This window comes from Janthinobacterium sp. CG_23.4 (assembly GCF_029892305.1).
In the GTDB taxonomy this organism is placed as follows: domain Bacteria; phylum Pseudomonadota; class Gammaproteobacteria; order Burkholderiales; family Burkholderiaceae_D; genus Janthinobacterium; species Janthinobacterium lividum_D.
Window position 1 is genome coordinate 3,807,603 of the sequence record NZ_JARXUX010000001.1, and the last position, 18,198, is coordinate 3,825,800.

General features: G+C 60.2%; 18 protein-coding genes and 1 other RNA gene. 10 read left to right on the forward strand and 9 right to left on the reverse strand.

The features are described from left to right. Window positions 1-40: 40 nt before the first annotated feature. The gene (aceE, locus tag H4V96_RS17075; RefSeq protein ID WP_010400959.1) at window positions 41-2,737 is read right to left on the reverse strand and encodes a pyruvate dehydrogenase (acetyl-transferring), homodimeric type; all 2,697 of its coding nucleotides are present in this window, start codon (window positions 2,735-2,737) and stop codon (window positions 41-43) included. Window positions 2,738-2,887: 150 nt separating this feature from the next. Here aceE and H4V96_RS17080 point away from each other — a divergent pair, with 150 nt between their 5' ends. The 5 genes from H4V96_RS17080 to H4V96_RS17100 all read left to right on the forward strand — a co-directional run bounded on the left by H4V96_RS17080 (window position 2,888) and on the right by H4V96_RS17100 (window position 7,096). Beyond that, window positions 2,888-3,130, forward strand: coding sequence for a hypothetical protein (locus H4V96_RS17080; RefSeq protein ID WP_196854698.1), 243 nt, complete (start codon window positions 2,888-2,890; stop codon window positions 3,128-3,130). A gap of 85 nt (window positions 3,131-3,215) precedes the next feature. Next, entirely contained in the window at window positions 3,216-4,061 is an 846-nt protein-coding gene (folD, locus tag H4V96_RS17085; protein ID WP_196854697.1) for a bifunctional methylenetetrahydrofolate dehydrogenase/methenyltetrahydrofolate cyclohydrolase FolD, read from the forward strand. 127 nt (window positions 4,062-4,188) lie between these two features. Beyond that, window positions 4,189-6,258: a M3 family metallopeptidase gene (locus H4V96_RS17090; RefSeq protein WP_196854696.1), complete on the forward strand. Its 2,070-nt coding sequence runs from the start codon at window positions 4,189-4,191 to the stop codon at window positions 6,256-6,258. Between the two features lie 8 nt (window positions 6,259-6,266). Next, window positions 6,267-6,704, forward strand: coding sequence for a DNA polymerase III subunit chi (locus H4V96_RS17095; protein WP_196854695.1), 438 nt, complete (start codon window positions 6,267-6,269; stop codon window positions 6,702-6,704). Further along, the gene (locus H4V96_RS17100) at window positions 6,701-7,096 is read left to right on the forward strand and encodes a hypothetical protein (RefSeq protein ID WP_196854694.1); all 396 of its coding nucleotides are present in this window, start codon (window positions 6,701-6,703) and stop codon (window positions 7,094-7,096) included. The genes H4V96_RS17095 and H4V96_RS17100 overlap by 4 nt, the downstream gene beginning before the upstream one ends. Before the next feature lie 74 nt (window positions 7,097-7,170). Here the strand turns inward: H4V96_RS17100 and H4V96_RS17105 are convergent, their stop codons facing one another. Continuing rightward, window positions 7,171-7,374, reverse strand: a complete 204-nt coding sequence (locus H4V96_RS17105) for a hypothetical protein (RefSeq protein ID WP_196854693.1) — start codon at window positions 7,372-7,374, stop codon at window positions 7,171-7,173. Between the two features lie 12 nt (window positions 7,375-7,386). Between H4V96_RS17105 and H4V96_RS17110 the strand changes: the two genes are divergently transcribed. Continuing rightward, window positions 7,387-8,529 carry a branched-chain amino acid ABC transporter substrate-binding protein gene (locus tag H4V96_RS17110; RefSeq protein ID WP_196854692.1) on the forward strand — a complete coding sequence of 381 codons (1,143 nt, stop codon included), beginning with the start codon at window positions 7,387-7,389 and terminating at the stop codon, window positions 8,527-8,529. Between the two features lie 180 nt (window positions 8,530-8,709). On the opposite strand, the gene H4V96_RS17115 is transcribed toward H4V96_RS17110, so the two are convergent. Together H4V96_RS17115 and ilvD are read right to left on the reverse strand one after the other, a co-directional pair. After that, complete coding sequence (locus H4V96_RS17115) at window positions 8,710-9,021, reverse strand: c-type cytochrome (RefSeq protein WP_029496622.1); 312 nt, start codon at window positions 9,019-9,021, stop codon at window positions 8,710-8,712. A 285-nt stretch (window positions 9,022-9,306) separates the two neighbouring features. Next, window positions 9,307-11,172: a dihydroxy-acid dehydratase gene (gene ilvD, locus H4V96_RS17120; protein ID WP_010400970.1), complete on the reverse strand. Its 1,866-nt coding sequence runs from the start codon at window positions 11,170-11,172 to the stop codon at window positions 9,307-9,309. Between the two features lie 173 nt (window positions 11,173-11,345). Here ilvD and H4V96_RS17125 point away from each other — a divergent pair, with 173 nt between their 5' ends. Both H4V96_RS17125 and lgt read left to right on the forward strand, forming a co-directional pair. Beyond that, entirely contained in the window at window positions 11,346-12,257 is a 912-nt protein-coding gene (locus H4V96_RS17125; RefSeq protein WP_196854691.1) for a LysR family transcriptional regulator, read from the forward strand. 83 nt (window positions 12,258-12,340) lie between these two features. Next, complete coding sequence (gene lgt, locus H4V96_RS17130) at window positions 12,341-13,165, forward strand: prolipoprotein diacylglyceryl transferase (RefSeq protein WP_196854690.1); 825 nt, start codon at window positions 12,341-12,343, stop codon at window positions 13,163-13,165. 96 nt (window positions 13,166-13,261) lie between these two features. Here lgt and H4V96_RS17135 read toward each other — a convergent pair whose 3' ends face one another. The 5 genes from H4V96_RS17135 to H4V96_RS17155 all read right to left on the reverse strand — a co-directional run bounded on the left by H4V96_RS17135 (window position 13,262) and on the right by H4V96_RS17155 (window position 15,617). Then, a complete protein-coding gene (locus H4V96_RS17135) occupies window positions 13,262-13,726 on the reverse strand; it encodes an EVE domain-containing protein (RefSeq protein WP_196854689.1) in 465 nt (154 codons plus the stop codon). Window positions 13,727-13,805: 79 nt separating this feature from the next. Then, window positions 13,806-13,983, reverse strand: a non-coding RNA gene (gene ssrS, locus H4V96_RS17140) — 6S RNA. A gap of 156 nt (window positions 13,984-14,139) precedes the next feature. Beyond that, window positions 14,140-14,451: a cell division protein ZapA gene (locus H4V96_RS17145; RefSeq protein ID WP_010400975.1), complete on the reverse strand. Its 312-nt coding sequence runs from the start codon at window positions 14,449-14,451 to the stop codon at window positions 14,140-14,142. Further along, window positions 14,451-14,714, reverse strand: coding sequence for a cell division protein ZapB (locus H4V96_RS17150; protein ID WP_010400976.1), 264 nt, complete (start codon window positions 14,712-14,714; stop codon window positions 14,451-14,453). Before H4V96_RS17150 ends, H4V96_RS17145 begins: the two co-directional genes overlap by 1 nt. 156 nt (window positions 14,715-14,870) lie before the next feature. Further along, window positions 14,871-15,617 (reverse strand): hypothetical protein, encoded by a 747-nt coding sequence (locus H4V96_RS17155; RefSeq protein ID WP_280721067.1) that lies wholly within the window; start codon window positions 15,615-15,617, stop codon window positions 14,871-14,873. A gap of 525 nt (window positions 15,618-16,142) precedes the next feature. Between H4V96_RS17155 and groES the strand changes: the two genes are divergently transcribed. Continuing rightward, the gene (gene groES / locus H4V96_RS17160) at window positions 16,143-16,433 is read left to right on the forward strand and encodes a co-chaperone GroES (RefSeq protein WP_010400979.1); all 291 of its coding nucleotides are present in this window, start codon (window positions 16,143-16,145) and stop codon (window positions 16,431-16,433) included. 50 nt (window positions 16,434-16,483) lie between these two features. Further along, window positions 16,484-18,133 carry a chaperonin GroEL gene (gene groL / locus H4V96_RS17165; protein ID WP_010400981.1) on the forward strand — a complete coding sequence of 550 codons (1,650 nt, stop codon included), beginning with the start codon at window positions 16,484-16,486 and terminating at the stop codon, window positions 18,131-18,133. The last annotated feature ends 65 nt before the right edge of the window (window positions 18,134-18,198 follow it).

An 18,198-nucleotide genomic window follows, 5' to 3' on the forward strand; every position in this document is an offset into this window, starting at 1 on the left:
ACTTTCGCACCGCCCTGGCATCATCGGGTCCGCACAACGATTACTGGGTCACCGGATTCGGTTTGTTCGCGTCGATGCCGTACTTGGCAATCGCCTGCTCCACCACCGACACGTCGATCTTGCCTTCGTCAGCCAGCGATTTGAGCGCGGCCACGGTAACATAATAACGGTTCACTTCGAAGAACTCGCGCAGCTTGGCGCGGCTGTCCGAACGGCCAAAGCCATCGGTGCCCAGCACTTTATAAGTGCGGCCCTTCGGCATGAAGGCGCGGATCTGTTCTGCAAACGCGCGCATGTAGTCGGTCGTGGCGACGATCGGGCCATCCGTGTCTTGCATCAGCGACGTCACGTACGGCACGCGCTGCTGTTTCGACGGGTTGACCATGTTCCAGCGCTCGGCATCCTGGCCATCGCGGGCCACCAGAGTCAGCGACGGTGCCGACCATACGTCCGCAGCCACGCCCCAGTCGTTTTGCAACAGTTCGGCAGCGAAGATCGATTCGCGCAAGATGGTGCCGCAGCCGATCAGTTGGACGCGCAGCTTGGCGTCAGCCTGGCCTTCCTGCAGCTTGTACATGCCTTTCAAGATGCCTTCTTCCTGGCCTGGCTTGATGCCTGGCTGGGCGTAGTTCTCGTTCATGATCGTGATGTAGTAGAACACATCTTCCTGGTTGGCGATCATGCGGCGCAGGCCATCCTGGATGATGACGGCGACTTCATGGCTGAAGGTCGGATCGTACGGCATGCAGGTCGGGATGGTCGCCGCGAAGATATGGCTGTGGCCATCTTCGTGCTGCAAGCCTTCGCCGTTCAGGGTCGTGCGGCCAGCCGTGCCGCCCATCAGGAAGCCGCGCGCGCGCATGTCGGCCGAAGCCCATACCTGGTCGCCGATGCGCTGGAAGCCGAACATCGAGTAGAAGGTATAGAACGGGATCATGATGCGGTCGTTGGTGGAATACGACGTCGCGGCGGCAATCCACGAGCTCATGCCGCCCGCTTCGTTGATACCCTCTTGCAGGATCTGGCCAGCCTTGTCTTCGCGGTAGTACATGACCTGGTCCTTGTCGACCGGCTCGTACAACTGGCCTTTCGGGTTGTAGATGCCGATCTGGCGGAACAGGCCTTCCATGCCGAAGGTACGCGATTCATCGACCAGGATAGGCACCACGCGCTGGCCCAGGTTCGGGTCTTTCAGCAGGGTCGAAATGACGCGCACGAACGCTTGCGTGGTCGAGATTTCGCGGCCTTCCGGTGTTGCTTCCAGCACGTTCTTGAAGGCGTCCAGGCCAGGTACTGGCAGGGTTTCTTCCGACTTCTGGCGGCGCTGCGGCAGGTAGCCACCGAGGGCCTTGCGGCGCTCGTGCAGGTAGACCATTTCCGGCGCGTCGTCGGCAGGCTTGAAGAACGGGATATCGGCCAGCTTGTCGTCAGGAATCGGCAGCGAGAAGCGGTCGCGCATTTCGCGGATCGCTTCGTCGTCGAGTTTTTTCGTCTGGTGCGCCGTGTTGCGCGCTTCGCCGGACTTGCCCATGCCATAGCCCTTGATGGTTTTTACCAGCAGGACGGTCGGCTGGCCCTTGTGTTCCTGGGCAATCTTGAACGCTGCGTAGATCTTGTGCGGATCGTGGCCGCCACGGGTCAGGCGCCAGATGTCGTCGTCCGTCATGTTGGCGACCATTTCCAGCAACTTCGGATGCTTGCCGAAGAAATGCTTGCGCACGTAGGCGCCATCCTTGGCCTTGTAGTTCTGGTATTCGCCGTCGACGGTTTCCATCATCACGCGCTGCAAGATGCCTTCCTTGTCTTGCGCCAGCAGGGCATCCCAGCCCGGACCCCAGATGACCTTGACGACGTTCCAGCCGGCGCCACGGAATTCGCCTTCGAGTTCCTGGATGATCTTGGTATTGCCGCGCACCGGGCCATCGAGGCGCTGCAGGTTGCAGTTGACCACGATGACCAGGTTGTCGAGCATGTCGCGTGCGGCCAGGCCGATCGCGCCCAGCGATTCCGGCTCGTCCATCTCGCCATCGCCGCAGAAGGCCCAGATCTTGCGGTTGTCGGTCTTGGCGATGCCGCGTGCGTGCAGGTATTTCAGGAAGCGCGCCTGGTAGATCGCCATGTGCGGGCCCAGGCCCATCGACACGGTCGGGAACTGCCAGAAGTCAGGCATCAATTTAGGATGCGGGTACGAAGACAGGCCCTTGCCGTCGACTTCCTTGCGGAAGTTCAGCATTTGCTCTTCCGTCAAACGGCCTTCGAGGAAGGCGCGCGCGTAGACGCCGGGCGAGGAGTGGCCCTGGATGTACAGCAGGTCGCCGCCGTGGTCGGCCGTTGGCGCGTGCCAGAAGTGGTTGAAACCGATGCCCAGCATGTTCGCCAGCGAAGCGAACGAGGACAAGTGGCCGCCGAGGTCGCCGTCGGCGCGGTTGGCCTTGACCACCATCGCCATGGCGTTCCAGCGCATCCACGAGCGCAGGCGCTCTTCGTATTCCAGGTTGCCTGGGCAGTGTGCTTCTTGTTTGGTGGGGATGGTATTGACGTAGGCGGTGGTGCTGGAGAACGGGATTTGGGCGCCGCGGCGACGGGCCAGGTCGACCATGCGCTCCATCAGGTAATGCGCGCGTTCCGGACCTTCATTTTCCAGCACGGCTTCGAGCGCGTCCAGCCACTCCTTGGTTTCCTGCATATCCGGGTCGGTGCCGATCTGTGTCGTTACCTGATTCAGTTGAGCTGACATCTGTTGAGTCTCCTTTGTGAGCGCCCCACCCCGATTTTCCGGATCGCTGTCGGACGATATTTCGCTGATTATTTACTATAACTTGGTTTAGTGAGAGGATTCTAACAGCGTATTTACTATTTTTCAAATTACGATATAGCATTTCAGATAGTGAAATTACGCTATGAAATTTATGCTGCGCTGCCGCAAATTCTGCCCGGAGACCAGGATGCGCGCACCAGCAAACCAAATGAAAACCCCGGTCGTCCGCACAGGCATACCGGGCCAGGCGGGCCTGAAAAACGTCGAGGGCAAGGCGCGGCGACACAGACAGTACGCCAGTACGGCAAGGAGCTGCAACGCCGCCATCGGCATTTTCTCAGGCCCGCGTCTCTGGCCCGCTTTTTAAGCTAACGGCAATAGCGCCAAAAACGCCGGCCAGGGGCTGGCGGCTTTATAATCTGTGTTTTCCCTTTCACCAGCTCTCAGCCTCCCTACCATGCCAGCACAACTGATCGACGGAATCGCCCTCTCCCAAAAACTGCGCAGCGAGATCGCCACGCGCGCCGCCGCCCTCACGGCCAAGGGCATCCAGCCCGGCTTGGCCGTGATCCTCGTCGGCGAAGACCCGGCCAGCCAGGTGTATGTCCGCAACAAGGTCAAGGCATGCGGCGACGTAGGTTTTCACTCGGTGCTGGAAAAATATGCAGCGGACCTGCCGCAAGCGGACTTGTTGGCGCGCATCGCCAGCCTCAACACCGATCCGGCCATCCACGGCATCCTCGTGCAAATGCCCTTGCCCAAGCACATCAACCCACACAAAGTCATCGAAGCGATCGCCACGACGAAAGACGTGGATGGTTATTCCGTCCTGAGCGCCGGTGAACTGATGACAGGCTTGCCAGGCTTCCGTCCGTGCACGCCCTATGGTTGCATGAAATTAATCGAAAGCACAGGCGTCGACCTGCGCGGCAAGCACGCCGTCGTCATCGGCCGCAGCAACACTGTCGGCAAGCCGATGGCCCTGCTGCTCTTGCAAGCGAACGCTACCGTCACCATCTGCCATAGTGCGACACCGGACCTCGGTCTGTACACGCGCCAGGCCGACGTGGTCGTGGCCGCCGTCGGGCGCCGCAATACCCTGACTGCCGACATGGTCAAGCCGGGCGCCATCGTCATCGACGTGGGCATGAACCGTGACGATGACGGCAAGCTGTGCGGTGACGTCGATTTCGCCGGCATCAAGGAAGTAGCGTCGCACATCACGCCGGTACCGGGTGGCGTGGGGCCGATGACCATCACGATGTTGTTGATGAACACGGTCGAAGCCGCAGAACGTATTTAATAGAGGAGCACCTGAGAAAATGCCCGTGGCGGCCTTGCAGTGTCTCGCCAGGGACGTTTTTCAGGCGCTCTAGCATGCAGGCGGCGTTGCCGCCTGCAGATATAAAGACAGAATGGACGAACCGACGATGAATACCAATCCCCTGCTTGATTTTTCCGGCCTGCCACGCTTCGACGCGATCACGCACGAGCATGTCACGCCTGCCATCGATACCCTGCTGGCCCAGGCGCGCGCCACGGTGGCACAGCTGGAAGCGCCGATGGAAGAAGTGAGCTGGGAAAACTTCGTCGCGCCCCAGGACCAGATCGCCGAAACCCTGGGCCGCGCCTGGAGCATCGTCAACCATCTCAACAGCGTGGTCGACACGCCCGAGCTGCGCGCCGCCTACAATGCCAACCAGCCCAAGGTGACGGAATTTTGGACCGAACTGGGCCAGAACGACATCCTCTTCGGCAAATACAAGCAATTGCAAGCCAGCGCCGCTTTCGCCAGCCTGTCGCCGGCGCGCCGCCGCATCGTCGACAATGCCGTGCGCGACTTCCGCCTGGGCGGCGCCGAGTTGCCCGAGGACAAGAAAGAGCGCTTTGGTGCCATTCAGGAAGAACATGCAGCCGTCTCGACGCGTTTTTCCGAAAACGTGCTCGACGCCACGAATGACTACAAGTTGCTGGTCGAGAATGAAGCCGAGCTGGCCGGCCTGCCCGACGACGTGAAGGCGGCCGCGCGCGCTGCCGCCGAAAAGGCGGGCAAGCAAGGCTACGAATTTTCGCTGCATTTCCCGTCTTATTACCCTATCTTGCAATTTGCCGACAATCGCGCCTTGCGCGAAACCATCTACCGCGCCAACGCCACCAAGGCATCCGACCAGGGCGAGGTCTTCAGCAAAAAAGAGGACTGGGACAACACGCACAACATCGTCACCCTGTTGCAACTGCGCGACGAGGAAGCCAAGCTGCTCGGCTACGGCAATTTTGCCGAAGTGTCGCTGGTCTCCAAAATGGCCACCTCGCCCGCGCAAGTCATCGCTTTCCTGGAAGACCTGGCCAAGCGCGCGCGCCCGTTCGCCGAACAGGATTTAGTCGAACTGAAACAATTCGCCCGCGAAGAACTGGGCATAGAAGCGCTGCAAGCGTGGGACGTGCCTTACGCTTCCGAGAAACTGCAGGAACGCCGCTACGCGTTCTCGGCCCAGGAAGTCAAACAGTATTTCCCTGAACCCAAGGTGATCGATGGCTTGTTCCGCCAGATCCAGAACCTGTTCGCGGTCGAGATCAAGCCCGATACGGCACCGGTCTGGCATCCGGACGTGCGCTTTTACCGCATCGAGCGCGACGGCCAGCTGGTCGGCCAGTTCTACCTGGACCTGTATGCACGCGCGGGCAAGAGCGGCGGCGCCTGGATGGACGACGCGCGCGGGCGCCGCGCCGATGCTGGCCAAGTACAAACACCGATCGCCTACCTGACCTGCAATTTCACGCAGCCCGCCGTGCTCGATGGCCAGCTCCAGCCTGCCCTGTTCACACACGATGAAGTGATCACCCTGTTCCACGAATTCGGCCACGGCCTGCACCATATGCTGACCGTCGTCGACGAGCTGGGCGTGTCGGGCATTGCCGGCGTCGAATGGGATGCCGTGGAACTGCCATCGCAATTCATGGAAAACTTCTGCTGGGAATGGGAAGTGCTCGAGCACATGACGGCGCATGCCGTCACGGCTGAGCCGCTGCCGCGCGCGCTGTACGACAAGATGCTGGCGGCCAAGAATTTCCAGTCCGGCTTGCAAACCTTGCGCCAGGTGGAGTTTTCCCTGCTCGACATGCATTTGCACTATGACTACGATGCCAGCACGGGCCAGAGCGTGCAGCAGCTGATCGACGGCGTGCGCGCCCAGTTCGCGCTGATCATCCCGCCCCCGTTCAACCGCTTCCAGAATGCCTTTGGGCATATCTTCGCCGGTGGCTACGCGGCCGGCTACTACAGCTACAAATGGGCCGAGGTGCTGTCCGCCGACGCCTATGCGGCCTTCGAGGAGGCGCGCGCGCTGGGACCGGCGGCCACCACACAGGCAGGCAAGCGCTACCTGCGGGAAATCCTGTCCGTCGGCGGCTCGCGCCCGGCACTGGAATCGTTTACCGCCTTCCGCGGCCGCGAACCATCGATCGATGCCCTGCTGCGCCATAGCGGCATGGCAGCCTGAGCCCTGCCATGAGCCGCGTCGATTTTCACAGCAACGTGCCCGACAAGCTGGCCTACGCCTGCCGCCTGGCGCGCAAAGCCTATATGGCCGGCAACAAGGTCGTCGTGCTGGCGGCCGACAGCGCCCAGCTCGACGCCTTGAACAGCGCCATGTGGACCATTTCGGCCACGGATTTCCTGCCGCACGTGCTGGCCGACGACCCGCTGGCGGCGCAAACGCCCATCATCCTGACCGATGACGTGGCGGCGGCGCTGCCGCACCACGACATCCTCGTCAACCTGTCGCAGCTGCCGCCGCCCAACTATGCGCAATTCCAGCGCGTCTTCGAAATCGTCTCGATGGATGAGCAAGATGCGCAGGCGGGCCGCCAGCGCTTCCTGCACTATCGCCAGCAAGACGTGCAGCCGACCCACTTTGTGGCCGGCAACTCAGCGGGCAAAGCATGAGCGGGCAGCCATTCGACCAGGGCATCCCCTTGCTGACGGAGGTGCTGCTGGGGCCGGAAGTGCCGCCAGCGTTGGTACCAGCGGCGCTGGCGCCCGCCGTGGAAAAAATGCCTGTATCGCTACCGAGCGTGGCGCAACCCGACTGGGACGCCATCGAACAGCGACTGACGCAACGCATCTTGCAACAAGTGCAGGGCAAGATCGACCATCTGCTTGAAGAACGCATCGCCCACGTCCTGCAGACGGCCTTGCACAATGCCCTGATCGACATGCGCGGCGCATTGCGCGCAGACTTGCAGCAATCGCTGGAACAGATCGTCGCGCATGCGGTCACTCATGAGCTGGGGCATTTGCATCGGCCTGCACAGCAATCAAGCCACTTTTACCCCTAACGGCGAATTGCCGGGGTCGGACCCTGAGGGTCCGACCCCAGTCCTTGCCGCTGGGCCAATGTCAGCATCCCCCCCTACACGGTTCCCCCGCAAAACGCCATTGTTTGGTGCGCTCGCGCCTGCGAAATCGGTGCATCGCGCCGCACTTTGGTGATTGTTGCGACAAAATGCAAAAAGCCCCAAAAGCGGCTTTGCGCCGCCTGTTTTTTGTTGTACCTTTCTTCACACGTACCGCTCCCCATAGCGGTTTCACGAGACGCCGCCGTATCTTTATCCATAGGAGAATGTTTATGCTGCTCAAGACCAAAGTCCTTCCTGTCGCCGTCGCCCTCGCCTTTGCCGGCCATGCGGGCGCACAGGAAATCATCAAGATAGGCCATGTCGCCCCGGTCTCTGGCGCCAGCTCCCACCTGGGCAAGGATAATGAAAACGCGGCCAAGATGGCGATCGATGATTTGAACGCCAAAGGCTTCAAGATCGATGGCAAAGTCGTCAAATTCGTGCTGGTGCCCGAAGATGACGCAGCCGATCCCAAGCAGGGCACTGCCGTGGCACAAAAACTCGTCGACGCCAAGGTCAACGGCGTGATCGGCCACCTGAACTCGGGCACGACGATACCCGCCTCGCGCATTTATTTCAATGCCGGCATTGCGCAAATTTCGCCCGCCGCCACCAACCCGACGTACACCCAGCAAAAATTCAACACGGCCTTCCGCGTGGTGGCCAATGACAACAAGCTGGGCGGCACCCTGGGCGCGTATGCCGTGGGCAAACTGCAAGCGAAGAAAATCGCCGTCATCGATGACCGCACGGCCTACGGCCAAGGCGTGGCGGAACAGTTCGTCAAGGGCGCCAAGAAAGCGGCACCCGGCGTGCAAATCGTCGGCAAAGAATTTACGAACGCCAACGCCACCGACTTCAATGCCATCCTGACCAGCATCAAGTCGAAAAATCCCGACCTGATCTTCTTTGGCGGCATGGATTCCGTGGGCGGCCCCATGTTGCGCCAGATGAAGGCACTGGGCATCAAGGCCAAGTTCATGGGCGGCGATGGCTTGTGCACGGAACCGCTGGGCAAGCTGGCCGGCGACGCGGTGGGTGAAGACATGGTCACCTGTGCGGAGGCGGGCGGCGTGACGGGCGCGCAGCAAAAAGGCATGGACGATTTCCGCGCCCGCTACAAGCAGAAATACGCGATGGAAGTACAGCTGTACGCGCCGTACGTCTACGACGCCGTGATGACCATGGCCACCGCCATGGCCGATGCAAAATCGTCGAAGCCTTCGGTGTACCTGCCCTTCCTGGCCAAGGTGAACTACCAGGGCGTGACGGGGCCCATCTCGTTCGATGCCAACGGCGACATCAAGGATGGCGCGCTGACTTTATTTACTTACCGTGACGGCAAGAAGACGAAAATGGAAGTGATCAAATGAACTAGCGGCGCTACGCTAAGGCGTAGCGCCGCCAGTCTGCCACCAGGCATACGACGTGGCACACCGCGCCATCCGTTCCAGCCTCGTGACCCGGCTCCGGCATCGCTCGCAGGCTTTGAAACGCCGCAAAAAAACGCGCCGGAATGACCGACGCGTTGATTGCAGCTACTGCGGCACAGATTATTTCTGTGCCAGCACCCATTTGACCAGGGTGCGGGCTTCGGCCTCGCTCACTTGCGGATTGGCTGGCATCGGGATCGCGCCCCAGGTGCCGGAACCGCCCTTCATGACTTTCACTACGAGCTTAGCTTCCGCGTCTTTTTGACCGGCATACTTGGCCGCCACGTCTTTATACGCAGGACCCACCAGTTTCGTCCCCACCGCGTGGCAAGCCATGCAGTTTTTTGCTTTCGCCAGATCCGGATTGGCCAACGCTGCTTGCGATGCCAGGGCCGATACGGTCAATACACTCACCAACATTAAACGTTTCATTGTCTTTTCTCCAAAGTTACTTCCTGCGGCATTTTACTGTGTTTCCGCAGATGCACCACGAGCCCAGATCAAGCGTTTCAATGTAGTAACGCAATGTGGCAACCATCAGGCAGTTATATTCTGCCCCATCTGCACGCGCCTGACCATGTTGTTTGTAAGCCGATGTAAGGACAAGCGCCGTAGCAGGCTCAAACAGGGCCGGCCGTCGCACTTACACAACAACACGGTGTACGACACCAGGCACAAACGTCGCGAGCGCAGCAGGTTTTGCCTGCTGCGCTTAGCTTAGCGCTTCTTCAGTTGCGACAGATCGCGCACGGCGCCACGGTCGGCCGAGGTCGTCAGCGCCGCATAGGCCTGCAGCGCCTGCGACACATAGCGCTCGCGCTTGACGGGCAGCCAGGCCGCATCACCCTTCGCCTCCATGGCGGCGCGGCGCGCAGCCAGCTGCACATCGGTCACGCGCAAGTTGATGCTGCGTTCGGGGATATCGATGTCGATGAAATCGCCCTCTTCCACCAGGCCGATGGCGCCGCCTTCGGCCGCTTCCGGCGAGGCGTGACCGATCACCAGGCCCGAAGAGCCGCCCGAAAAGCGCCCGTCCGTGAACAGCGCACATGCTTTGCCCAGGCCCTTGGACTTGATGTAGGAAGTCGGGTACAGCATTTCCTGCATGCCCGGACCGCCTTTCGGGCCTTCGTAACGGATGATGACGACATCGCCTTCGTGCACGCTATCTTCCAGGATGGCAGCGACGGCCGCGTCCTGGCTCTCGAACACGCGCGCCTTGCCCGAAAATTTCAGGATGCTGTCATCGACGCCCGCCGTCTTGACGATGCAGCCCTTTTCGGCCAGGTTGCCGTACAAGACGGCCAGGCCACCATCTTGCGAGTAAGCGTGGGCCTTGTCGCGGATGCAGCCCGTGCTGCGGTCGGTGTCGACGGCAGCGAAGCGCTCCGACTGCGAGAAGGCGGTCTGCGTCGGCACGCCGCCCGGTGCGGCGCGGAACAGTTCATGCACCGCCGGATTGTCCGTGCACATGATGTCGTTTTGCGCGATGGCGTCGGCCAGGGTCGGCGCGTGGATGGTCGGCAGGGTGGTATCGAGCAAGCCAGCACGCGCCAATTCGCCCAAAATCGCCACGATGCCGCCCGCGCGGTGCACGTCTTCGATATGGTATTTATCCGTCATCGGCGCGACCTTGCACAGGCACGGTACCTTGCGCGAAATGCGGTCGATGTCGGCCATGGTAAATTCCACTTCCGCCTCGTGTGCGGCGGCCAGCAAATGCAGCACGGTGTTGGTCGAGCCGCCCATGGAGACATCGAGCGCCATGGCATTCTCGAAGGCGGCCTTGGTAGCGATCGAGCGTGGCAGCACCGAATAATCGTCCTGCTCATAATGGCGCTTGGCCAGCTCCACGATCAGACGTCCAGCGCGCAAGAACAGCTGCTGGCGGTCCGAGTGCGTGGCCAGGATGGTGCCGTTGCCGGGCAGGGCCAGGCCCAGCGCCTCGGTCAGGCAATTCATCGAATTGGCGGTGAACATGCCGGAGCAGGAACCGCAGGTCGGGCAAGCCGAACGCTCGATTTCGTCCACGTCGGCGTCGGAAACGCTGCTGTCACCCGCCTTGATCATGGCATCGACCAGGTCCAGCTTGATGATCTTCTGGGTGCCGTTGACAACCTTGATGACCTTGCCCGCTTCCATCGGGCCGCCCGAGATGAAGACCACGGGGATGTTGATGCGCATGGCGGCCATCAGCATGCCCGGCGTGATCTTGTCGCAGTTCGAGATGCACACCATGGCGTCGGCGCAGTGGGCGTTGACCATGTATTCGACGGAGTCGGCGATCAGGTCGCGCGAGGGCAGTGAATAGAGCATGCCGCCGTGGCCCATGGCGATGCCGTCATCGACGGCGATGGTGTTAAATTCCTTGGCCACGCCGCCGGCCGCCTCGATTTCGCGCGCCACCATCTGCCCCAGGTCTTTCAAATGCACGTGGCCAGGCACGAATTGCGTGAACGAGTTGACGACGGCGATGATCGGCTTGTCGAAGTCGCCATCCTTCATGCCGGTGGCGCGCCACAGGGCGCGGGCGCCAGCCATGTTGCGGCCGTGGGTGGTGGTGCGGGAGCGGTATTGCGGCATGATGGGGTCCTTCCAAGGATGATTGATGCCTGACTGCGCGGATTTTCAGCAAAACCCTGCATACAGTGGGGATACACCAGATTGCCTTGCGCGCGCGCCACTGTCAAATATATGATGCGCGTGTCTGTGAGTCTTTTTTCATATCACAGCATTCAATCTGCATGGAAACACATATGAATCTTGAACTGCGCCAGTTGCGCTACTTTGTTACCGTCGCCGAAGAGTTGCACTTTGGCCGCGCCGCCACGCGACTGCACATGACGCAGCCGCCGCTGTCGCAAACCATCATGGCCCTGGAAGAACTGCTGGGTGCGTCCCTGTTCGTGCGCACGCGCCGCGAAGTGCAACTGACGCCAGCCGGCACGGCCCTGCTGCCCGAGGCGCGCCGGCTGCTGGCGCAGGCGCTCGATTTACCCGCGCTGGTACAGCGCGCCGCGCAGGGCGAGGCGGGGCGATTGAGCCTGGCCTTCGTTTCCTCGGCCGACTACAGCGTGTTGCCGCCTTTGCTGCGCGCTTATCAGACTGCCTATCCACAGGTGCAGATCCAGTTACAGGAAGCCACCTCCGACCTGCAGCTCGACGAATTGCTGGCCGGGCGCACGGATGCGGGGCTGTTGATTCCGCCCCTGCCCGAGAAGGCGAAAGGGGCGCTCGATTACCTGCCCGTGCTGACCGAAGCGCTGGTGCTGGCCGCGCCGTCCTGCCTCGACCTGTTGCAGATGCCCGGCCCCGTGAACCTGCGCGACCTGCCGCCCCTGCCGCTGATCATTTTTCCGCGCGCAATTTCTCCCGCCCTGCACGACGCAATCCTGGGCGTGTTCCGCGCCGCCGGCATCACGCCGCAGATCGGCCAGCAGGCGATACAGATGCAAACCATCGTCAGCCTCGTCTCGGCTGGCATGGGTATCGCGCTTGTGCCACAATCGGTATCGAATCTGATGCGCCCGGGCGTAGAATACAGGCCGCTGCAGGACGCCACGCCGCTGGTGGAAACCGGCCTGGCCTGGCGCCGCGACAATCCGTCTTCCGTGCTGCAAGGCTTTTTGGCGCTGCTGCGCAAGCAGATAAGCGCTACTGCCAGCTAAATTAAGTGGCCGCTAAGGCAAAAAACTGCTGGCGCCGCCATACTACGCAACCTTGGCTTTACATACATATAGAAAGAAACCCCATGCTGATACACCCGATGCCCGACCCGATAGCCATCCAGATCGGCCCGCTGGCCGTGCACTGGTACGGCTTGATGTATGTGCTGGCCTTTGCCCTGTTCATTATCCTGGGCCGCGTGCGCATCAAACAGGCGCACATCGCCGTGCTGGGCTGGCAGAAGGAAGACCTCGATGACATGCTGTTCTACGGCATGCTGGGCGTGGTGATCGGCGGGCGCCTGGGCGAAGTGCTGTTCTACCGCCCCGAATATTTCATGCACAATCCGCTGGAAATTTTCATGGTGTGGCACGGCGGCATGTCCTTCCATGGCGGCTTCCTCGGCGTCATCGTGGCCATGTACCTGTGGAGTCGCAAGGCCGGTCGCTCGCTGTTCGACGTGCTCGACTTCATCGCCCCGCTGGTACCGCTCGGTTATGCCGCCGGCCGCCTGGGCAACTTCATCAATGCCGAACTGCCGGGCCGCATAGCGCCGGAAAGCTTGCCGTGGGCCATGCAATGGCCGGGCATTGCGTATCCCGTGCACCCGTCGCCGCTCTATCAGATGCTGGTGGACGGCATTCTGGTGTTCATTATTCTGTGGCTGTATGCACGCAAGCAACGCCCGCGCATCGCCGTAGGCGCCGTCTTCACCCTGCTGTACGGCTGCGCGCGCTTCTTCACGGAATACTTCCGCACGCCGGACTGGGAAGTCGTGTGGCTGGGCGTGCCGATCACCTCGGGCCAGATGTTGTCCTTGCCAATGATCGTCGGCGCCATTGCGCTGCTGGCATGGGCGTATAAAAGCCAGGTAATGGGCACGCCGCCCACCAAGCCCCGCCCGGCCTGAGGCAGGGCTTAGGCTACGCTTAGGCTACGCTTAGGCTACGCTTAGGCTACGCTTAGGCTACGCTTATGCTACGCTTATGCCTCGCTTATGCCTCGCTTATGCCTTTAACTTGCTTGTAATGACTGTCCATTGCGCCGGCGTCACCGGCGTGATGGACAAACGGCTGCCCTTCTTGAGCAACAGCATGTCTTCCAGCTCCGGCGTCTGGCGCATCTCGGACAGGGACAGCAGCGCCGTCTTCTTCACGCCGCGCACGTCGACGCTGATCCAGCGCGGCTGCTCAAACGTAGCCTTGGCATCGAAATACTTGCCACCTGCTTCAAACTGGCTATGATCGGGGTAGGCGCCGCTGGCCACTTCGGCCACGCCTGCCACGCCCGGCTGCGGGCAGCTGGAGTGATAAAACAGCACGCCATCACCCACTTGCATGCCATCGCGCATGAAATTGCGCGCCTGATAATTGCGTACGCCGAACCACGGCAGGGTGTGCTTGGGCGCGGCCATCAAGTCGTCGATACTCACTTCATCGGGCTCCGATTTCATCAGCCAATATTGTTTCATCCAGACTCCGTATCACAGCGACAGGCGTAAAAAAACGGTTGCGCATCGATGCGGCAACCGTTTTCAGTTGTAGTGCAAATTGGGCCCCGCCTGTGCCGCTATGCCGGCATCCCGAACCAAACGGTTCAAGGTGGTCACGTTAGTTCAATTTCGGGTTCGTCGAACGAGCGACGCTCACTCCCATCGAACAAAATTCGCAACCGATGCGCATAAATGGTTCAAGGAATATATGGCAATCGCGAACACCGCAGGGTAAGCATGAGTTTACTCCTTTGAGCGCGCATCGCAAAGACATATCGTGCCGTGCCCGCTTAAAATCCCGTGTGCAACACCGAACAAAGGCGTGGCGAGAGGCGGCGAAGTGTGACAAGGAAATCCTACTGTGCGCCTGCACAGTAGCCACGATTGAGTGTTTAAAAAAGATTTTCCTGGGGCGTCAGGGCACTGTCGAGCACCGTGTGCATGGCCGAGATCTTTTGCTTCACTTCCATTATCGTCAATTCCGACAGCGGGCCTTGCGGCGACTTCACGGAGAGGAATTCCGCAGCCACACCCAGGGCGGCCAATACGGCGATGCGATCATTGCCCTTGACCTTGCCGGCGTCGCGGATGGCTTTCATTTTGCTATCGAGATAGATCGCCGCTTCACGCAGCGCGCGCTCTTCACCATCGCGGCACACCATGCTATACGACTGGCCCATGATATTGACATCGACACGCGCCATTACGCTTCCTTCTCGTTCTCGGTAGGGTAGGCGCCCGCTTCCGAAGCGGCTTGCTCCAGGCCAGCTTGCACCAGTTCGGGAATTTTTTCCAGCAATGCTTCCACGCGCTCCTGCGCCTCGCGCATGCGTTGCACATACTGGGCGTTCTCGGCGGCCAGCGCGGCATTGTCCTTGCGCAGTTGCGCGTTTTCACGGCGCAGCGCGTGGGTCATTTCGGCCAGCAGACCGATTTTGTCGGATAATTCATTGAATTCGGAAATCATCCCGCCACTATAGGGCGGACGCTCCCCGGGCGTCAATCGAATCAGGTCGCTGTCACACATATTTACATCAATGCAGGGCAGTTGGCGGACATTACACGATTTTTCCGGCGCTTTTCGTCAAGTGCGCGCATCTTCCAGCGCCGCGATGGCAGCGTTTTACTCGTCGACGTAATCGGCTTCGATATCGAGTCCGCCATAGCGGTTTTCGCAAGAGCGGCGCGTCAGCGTCTGTTGTCCGCCCTTGCCGTCAAGCAGCATCGTCAAGTCGCGGCAAGTACGGCGGTAGCTGCCAGGTTTGGCATCCGTGCGCGAGGGCGTCAGGCGCACTGCCAGCGGCGCCGCATTGCCCAAGCCCTTGTTGCTCCACTGGCGCGTCTTGCCATCCTCTTCATCTTTCAAAGTGCGCACGGCAGCCGTCAGCAGCGCTTGCTGCTCCTTGGCATTGAGCTTGGCCACCGTCACGTCCGACAAGAAAGGCCGATACACGACGGGTGCGGCATCCTTGCCCTGTACGTCCCACTTGCCGCTGTTGTGCGAACAGGTACGCCGGCTCAAATCCTGCGACTTCTCACCCGCCGTGACGACGAATTTCAGATCGCGGCAGACGTGCGCCTTCAGACTGAACTCCGTCATGCCGGAGTTGCTGAAGCTATACGTGACTTTTACCAGCCCGCCACTATTGCCGCCGTTGCTCCACACCTGCGCTGCCTGCTCGTCGTCAGCCTTGTTCAAGGCGTTGAACAAGTCGCCCAGCAACATTTCCTTTTCCTGCGGCGTCAGCGTCGCCACGCTGATCTCGTCGACGATGCTAGGCGTTTGCGCGGCGGCATTGCCCAGGCAGGCGAGGCCAATGACGGTGGCGTTCAACAGGTGCAAGACGGGATGGGGAATCGGCAGTGGCATGCGGTTCTTTCTGGCATAAATGCTGATATTGATATGCAATTGCAATCATCTTATCAAATTCCATAGTCAAACTCTGTTTCCTGCGCGTACAGGAACGCCCCTCGTCTGCCGAGCATGCTAGAGTCGCGCCTGTTGCTGACGCCCGGCAAGTTGGCTTGCGCCAGCGCAAACCCTGTGTAAATGCAGGCTGCGCAGAACGTCCAAGCATATCTTTCCGGTGAATAAGCCCTTGAATAAGCCCCCTACCGTCCCTATAATTAGCACTCGTTAGTAGAGAGTGCTAACAAACTCTTTCGTAGCAATCCTCAGGACATGATGGTGCTTGCCAGACCACTGCAGGGAACGCTACGCGGCGGGCGACGCCGCGATGCACTACTGCCGGATAAAGGCAAGAACAGCATGACATGGGGTTTGCTTGACCGTTGCGGGCTGCTTTCAACGGCGGTCACTGAAAGCACGTCTGGCGCTGTGCCAGTCATGTATTCATTTAGCAACACTTATCCATTGAACTTTAAGGAGTTTTGTATGAATCTGCGCCCATTGAACGATCGCGTCATCGTCAAACGCCTCGACCAGGAAACCAAAACTGCGTCCGGCCTCATCATTCCTGATGCAGCTGCTGAAAAACCGGATCAAGGCGAAGTCCTTGCCGTAGGCAATGGCAAGATTCTCGACGACGGCAAAGTGCGTCCTCTGGATGTCAAAGTAGGCGACCGCGTCCTGTTCGGCAAGTACGCCGGCCAAACCGTCAAAGTTGACGGCGATGAGCTGCTGGTCATGCGCGAAGAAGACATCATGGCGATCGTCGTCAAGTAATTGTTTCCACGTTGTAGACAGATACATCCCGAAACTCAGGAGAATTGAACATGGCAGCTAAAGAAGTAGTATTCGGCGACGCAGCGCGCGCCAAGATGGTCGAAGGCGTCAATATCCTCGCCAACGCAGTCAAAGTAACGCTGGGCCCGAAAGGCCGCAACGTGGTCCTGGAGCGCTCGTTCGGCGCCCCTACCGTCACCAAAGATGGTGTGTCGGTAGCGAAAGAAGTTGAACTCAAAGACAAGCTCATGAACATGGGCGCGCAAATGGTCAAGGAAGTTGCTTCCCGCACCAGCGACAACGCCGGCGACGGCACCACCACCGCGACCGTGCTGGCCCAAGCCATCGTGCGCGAAGGCATGAAGTTCGTTGCCGCCGGCATGAACCCGATGGACCTGAAGCGAGGTATCGACAAAGCGGTTGCCGCGACGGTCGAAGAACTGGCGAAAATCGCCCGTCCTTGCACCACCACCAAAGAAATCGCCCAAGTTGGCGCGATCTCGGCGAACTCGGACTACTCGATCGGCGAGCGTATCGCTGAAGCGATGGAAAAAGTCGGTAAAGAAGGCGTCATCACGGTTGAAGACGGCAAGTCGCTCAACGACGAGTTGGACATCGTTGAAGGCATGCAGTTCGACCGCGGCTACCTGTCGCCATACTTCATCAACAACCCAGAGAAACAAGTTGCCGTACTGGACAGCCCATTCGTCCTGCTGTGCGACAAGAAAATCTCGAACATCCGTGACCTGCTGCCGGTACTGGAACAAGTCGCTAAAGCTGGCCGTCCACTGCTGATCATCGCAGAAGACATCGAAGGCGAAGCGCTGGCAACCCTGGTTGTGAACAACATCCGCGGCATCCTGAAGACCTGCGCAGTGAAAGCACCTGGCTTCGGCGACCGTCGCAAAGCCATGCTGGAAGACATCGCTGTCCTGACCGGCGGCCAAGTGATCGCTGAAGAAGTCGGCCTGACCCTGGAAAAAGTGACCCTGGCCGAACTGGGCCAAGCGAAACGCATCGAAGTGGGCAAGGAAAACACCATCGTCATCGATGGCGCCGGCGAAGCTGCCTCGATCGAAGCACGCGTGAAACAAGTGCGTGTACAGATCGAAGAAGCGACCTCGGACTACGACCGTGAAAAACTGCAAGAGCGCGTAGCCAAACTGGCTGGCGGCGTTGCCGTGATCAAGGTTGGCGCAGCCACCGAAGTCGAAATGAAAGAAAAGAAAGCCCGCGTTGAAGATGCACTGCACGCTACCCGCGCTGCCGTGGAAGAAGGCATCGTTCCTGGCGGCGGCGTAGCCCTGCTGCGCGCACGCGCCAACATCACGGTCAAGGGCGACAATCCTGATCAAGATGCTGGTATCAAGATCGTCTTGCGCGCAATGGAAGAGCCACTGCGCATGATCGTGCAAAACGCTGGCGAAGAAGCTTCGGTCGTCGTGGCAGCCGTACTGGCTGGCACGGGCAACTACGGCTACAACGCTGCCAACGGCACGTATGGCGACATGGTGGAAATGGGCGTTCTGGATCCAGCCAAAGTGACCCGTTCGGCGCTGCAAAACGCCGCTTCGATCGCTTCCCTGATGCTGACAACCGACTGCATGGTCTGCGAAATCGCTGACGACAAAGCAGGCGGCGGCATGGGCGGCGGCATGGGTGGTATGGGCGGCATGGGCGGTATGGACGGCATGATGTAAGCCCGGCGTCCCCGCCCGCAGGCGACGGCGCGCGGGGATGCCTATGCCGGGCCAGGACAGACAGG

Coding starts and splice junctions, on each gene's coding strand:
- H4V96_RS17115 (WP_029496622.1), bottom strand. CDS start 9,021: ATGAAACGTTTAATGTTGGTGAGTGTATTGACCGTATCGGCCCTGGCA.
- H4V96_RS17110 (WP_196854692.1), top strand. CDS start 7,387: ATGCTGCTCAAGACCAAAGTCCTTCCTGTCGCCGTCGCCCTCGCCTTT.
- groL (WP_010400981.1), top strand. CDS start 16,484: ATGGCAGCTAAAGAAGTAGTATTCGGCGACGCAGCGCGCGCCAAGATG.
- H4V96_RS17150 (WP_010400976.1), bottom strand. CDS start 14,714: ATGATTTCCGAATTCAATGAATTATCCGACAAAATCGGTCTGCTGGCC.
- H4V96_RS17145 (WP_010400975.1), bottom strand. CDS start 14,451: ATGGCGCGTGTCGATGTCAATATCATGGGCCAGTCGTATAGCATGGTG.
- H4V96_RS17100 (WP_196854694.1), top strand. CDS start 6,701: ATGAGCGGGCAGCCATTCGACCAGGGCATCCCCTTGCTGACGGAGGTG.
- H4V96_RS17105 (WP_196854693.1), bottom strand. CDS start 7,374: ATGGATAAAGATACGGCGGCGTCTCGTGAAACCGCTATGGGGAGCGGT.
- H4V96_RS17155 (WP_280721067.1), bottom strand. CDS start 15,617: ATGCCACTGCCGATTCCCCATCCCGTCTTGCACCTGTTGAACGCCACC.
- folD (WP_196854697.1), top strand. CDS start 3,216: ATGCCAGCACAACTGATCGACGGAATCGCCCTCTCCCAAAAACTGCGC.
- aceE (WP_010400959.1), bottom strand. CDS start 2,737: ATGTCAGCTCAACTGAATCAGGTAACGACACAGATCGGCACCGACCCG.
- H4V96_RS17095 (WP_196854695.1), top strand. CDS start 6,267: ATGAGCCGCGTCGATTTTCACAGCAACGTGCCCGACAAGCTGGCCTAC.
- groES (WP_010400979.1), top strand. CDS start 16,143: ATGAATCTGCGCCCATTGAACGATCGCGTCATCGTCAAACGCCTCGAC.
- H4V96_RS17125 (WP_196854691.1), top strand. CDS start 11,346: ATGAATCTTGAACTGCGCCAGTTGCGCTACTTTGTTACCGTCGCCGAA.
- H4V96_RS17090 (WP_196854696.1), top strand. CDS start 4,189: ATGAATACCAATCCCCTGCTTGATTTTTCCGGCCTGCCACGCTTCGAC.
- lgt (WP_196854690.1), top strand. CDS start 12,341: ATGCTGATACACCCGATGCCCGACCCGATAGCCATCCAGATCGGCCCG.
- H4V96_RS17135 (WP_196854689.1), bottom strand. CDS start 13,726: ATGAAACAATATTGGCTGATGAAATCGGAGCCCGATGAAGTGAGTATC.
- ilvD (WP_010400970.1), bottom strand. CDS start 11,172: ATGCCGCAATACCGCTCCCGCACCACCACCCACGGCCGCAACATGGCT.